This is a genomic window from Xenorhabdus innexi, assembly GCF_002632485.1.
Taxonomy (GTDB): domain Bacteria; phylum Pseudomonadota; class Gammaproteobacteria; order Enterobacterales; family Enterobacteriaceae; genus Xenorhabdus; species Xenorhabdus innexi.
The window spans coordinates 1-3,680 of sequence record NZ_NIBU01000126.1 but is presented as its reverse complement, the minus strand read 5'-3'; the positions used below and the strand labels follow the sequence as shown (position 1 = coordinate 3,680).

General features: G+C 40.8%; 3 protein-coding genes and 2 pseudogenes. All 5 read left to right on the top strand.

Features of this window, described 5'->3' with window-relative positions; genetic code table 11:
- A pseudogene (locus Xinn_RS20205) lies at nt 1-121 on the top strand (IS30 family transposase); the annotation flags it as partial.
- A 2-nt stretch (nt 122-123) separates the two neighbouring features.
- Complete coding sequence (locus tag Xinn_RS20200; protein WP_169923637.1) at nt 124-1,092, top strand: phospholipase effector Tle1 domain-containing protein; 969 nt, start codon at nt 124-126, stop codon at nt 1,090-1,092.
- Nucleotides 1,093-1,196: 104 nt separating this feature from the next.
- Nucleotides 1,197-1,808 (top strand): DUF2931 family protein, encoded by a 612-nt coding sequence (locus tag Xinn_RS20195; protein WP_222419610.1) that lies wholly within the window; start codon nt 1,197-1,199, stop codon nt 1,806-1,808.
- A gap of 188 nt (nt 1,809-1,996) precedes the next feature.
- A pseudogene (locus tag Xinn_RS20190) lies at nt 1,997-2,647 on the top strand (IS256 family transposase); the annotation flags it as partial.
- Nucleotides 2,648-2,789: 142 nt separating this feature from the next.
- Entirely contained in the window at nt 2,790-3,554 is a 765-nt protein-coding gene (locus tag Xinn_RS20185; RefSeq protein WP_086956014.1) for a hypothetical protein, read from the top strand.
- The last annotated feature ends 126 nt before the right edge of the window (nt 3,555-3,680 follow it).

Sequence of the window (3,680 nt, the reverse complement as noted above, 5' to 3'; positions counted from 1 at the left end):
CTCAGAGTTGGAGATAAATCTCGTGGCAAATCGATTAAATAAACGTCCTCGAAAAACGCGAGGTTATCAAACACCGAATGAGTTATTTAAAGGCATACCGACTCGTTTACTTCGTTCATAACGGTGTTGCACTTATTATGTGAATGCAAGTTAAATGATTTTTTTGCTAACCGTAGGTATCTGGAAAAATCTAACTATCCTACAGGTAAAACCCGCTTTCTAGGTATTTATGATACAGTTACCGCAATTGCTGAAATGAACAATCTGCTCAATCCCCATAATTCTTCTGTGACGGGACCTGCTAATATATTTTTATCTCCTGATATTGCAAAAAGTGTTTTCCATATTACCGCGCAAAATGAATGCCGTTATAATTTCTCTTTAAACAGTGTAAAACCTCACTGGCCTGAACTTGAATTACCCGGTGCACATGCGGATGTTGGTGGCGGATATGAGCCTGTGGGTGATGAAAATTTATGTATCACTCGACCGAAGATGATGCAAGTATCAGGGTTTGGAGTACCTCCAGATAGTCATCTCCATGTTTATAAAAATGCTCAAAAAGAGTTGGCTCAGTTAAAAAAATCCCCGACCATTGGTTCATTAATCACAGATGAAAATGTTAAGCTCATCACATGGCGCGATGACAGTTCAGAATATTCCAGGCGATCGGATTCAATCAATGTGGTGGCAGCCGCAGCTCTTACTCGTACCATCAAAAATGATTGGTCCAAAACGGGTATGCTGGTAATGCAAGATGCCGCACAAGAAGCGGGATTGGTTTTTAATAAGCCAAGCGATAAAGATAGTAATTATCAACTTCCGGCGGAACTTCAGGCTATAACAGAAAAAGCGATTGCTCAGGGGCGGGCTGTCAGGCAGGGACAGAAACCTGAACCTTTTACTCAGGAAGAACTGACATTAATATGGTCTAAATATAGTCACTTTTCAGCCAACTGGAACAATACAAAAACAAAAGATAATAAAATGCAGGGGGATATTTTACCGGCGGAAATTGCTTATGCAAATCGTCCTAATAGTAATTGGCGTAGAACTATTTTTGATAATAATGGCAAGGATATTTCAGAATGAGAAACAACAATACATTAGCTTTGTTACTTTGCTCAGGCATGATATTTGGGTTAACGGCCTGTCAGTCGTATCCATCAGTGTCCTATTCATCAGGAAAGCGGGTAGTGACTTACAAACCCATTGTACGCAACAGTGAACCATTGCCTTATAAACGGTGGGAATTTAAAATCAATACACCAGAATATTTCCCTGCGAGTATTAGCTTTGTCCAGTTTTTGGATGAAGATAATTATATTGTACAAAAACTTATGAATGATGGCGCTAATTCAGATTATAGAAGTGTGAACACCTGGAATAAACGTGTTGGAGGAGTATCCGATGTTATTGAAAACCATGGTGAAGCCTTGCCTCTATCATTGACAGTTTGTTGGGATTCAGTGATTGATAAAAAATCCTATCAAACACTATTTAAATTCACACCAGATGTAAGACAACTAATGCGTGAGCCTTCTGTTGGGCACTTAGTTAAAGATCGTATATTCTATCGAGATAGAATTTTTATCGGATTAGCTCCCGGCGGAACAGCCAAAGCTTGGTTACGGGGCTATGATAAAAATAATGGTGATAATATTTTAGTGGCCACGGGTGAATCGGTGTCTGGTGATAACATGACGATTTGCCGGGATAAAACAAACCATCCTGATGGTTATGGTGAATATTCCGAACGTATCAAAAACTTTATCAAAGGGAAAAAATACCCTTACGGAGAGTGGTAAAATGACCACTTTGAGTTTTTTGCTTCGCTTGATAGTTAGACGCGAATTTTTAGGGTATCACTGACGCGCTGCGCTTGCCTTCTCCGTGTAACCGGGCTAATACATTAACCCGGTTAGACCCTGTCCCTGAATTTGTGTAATTGCCTGTTTTTGGTGTGTTTAATTTATCAACTAAAACAGGTGAAAAGATGGACGAGAAAAAGTTACAAATTCTGGCTACTGAGCTGGCTAAAGATCTCAAAACTCCCGAAGATCTGAGCCAGCTCTCCCGCTTCCTCAAAAAACTGACCGTTGAAACCGCCCTTAAGGCTGAACTGGCTGCCCATCTAGGTCATGAAAAACACCAACCGAAATCAGGCTCCAATACCCGCAATGGCTACTCACCGAAGACTTTACTGACCGAAGACGGCGACTTAGCGCTGCAAATTCCCCGTGATCGTGAAAGCACGTTTGAACCCCAAATTGTCAGGAAAAATCAAACACAGATTACGGGCATGGACAGTCAGATACTGGCCTTGTACGCCAGAGGAATGACCACGCGTGATATCGCGGGTGCTTTCAAAGAATTGTATGATGCGGATGTCTCGCCGTCATTGATTGCAAAAGTGACCGATGCCGTGAAAGCCGAAGTGATTGAGTGGCAGAGCCGCCCACTGGACAGTTTGTATCCGATTGTTTATCTGGACTGTCTGGTGGTCAAGGTCCGTCAGGATAGCCAAATTATCAATAAATCGGTCTTTATCGCACTGGGCATTAATATCGAAGGACATAAGGAATTGCTGGGATTGTGGCTCGCTGAAAACGAAGGGGCAAAATTCTGGCTCAGTGTGCTGACGGAACAATAATATACAATGGCGATGTAAATCCAGACTTTGATAAATTATAGACTAAATGTAGTCACTCAGACTTATCTGACAGTCGCCTACTTTGATTTAGGGACTGTCAGAGTAAATTCGGTTGAACGATACAAGGAAGGCACCCATGAAATTTCTGTGTAATAAAAGCGCATTATCCTCCCTGCTTGCTGTGTTTTTTATACAAGGATGCGCGCAAAGCGGATCATTCTCGCCACCGATTAATGGAGAGCAAGTTCATTTTACGGCAACTCTCCCTGATGAGTTGGTCGCCTTACCTATTTCAGCCATGTATCGTTCTAAAATTTGCCGCAAAGAACGCCGAACCGCGAATATGAAGTCGTACTCTGTGCCGGGTTTTCATCGTGCCACCTACCCGCTATCCACCGGTCAGTCAAATCAAGTTGAAGTCAGTGTCCCTAAGGAAGGAGGGGGGAAGTGTGATTGGAAACTGAGTAATATTACTTTCGAAGTGAAGCTGAAAGATACGTCAACAATTGCGCCTCTTATTAAAGATAATTTTGGATTTGATACGACATTTGTTTTTGATGGTAATGCACCACAAGTATTCGATGGCGGTTATTTAAAAATAAACGGGGATTTACATGAAAAAATAATTTTATTTCCCCTTCTAAGAAAAAGATTTTCAAGTGGCAATGAGAATTCACTTTACCTTATAGGGAAAGATGATCCGCTAACGTATAAAATAGGAACGGCTAAAAACATTAGCCTAAATTACACATATATAAAACAAATGCTCTCAATTTGGACTGATAGAAAGAACAATGACAGACCATTTATGACATACCCTAATGGCGATGTTGTTTATGGTGAGGTTAGACCTGAATATAAAACGTTGATGCGTATTCTTGAATCAAGAAACAGCAAATAGACTCAATCTGAATTACTATACGCAATTCATAGATAGGCTCTTAAGAATTAAGCCGTTCAAAACACGCATCCAATGTTTTGTTTTTACATGATTTTCTTTGTGGTGTTTTGAACGCGTTCTGGCATA

What these genes read in the sequence shown, in the direction of transcription:
- Xinn_RS20185 (WP_086956014.1), top strand. Translation starts at nt 2,790, where the DNA reads ATGAAATTTCTGTGTAATAAAAGCGCATTATCCTCCCTGCTTGCTGTG.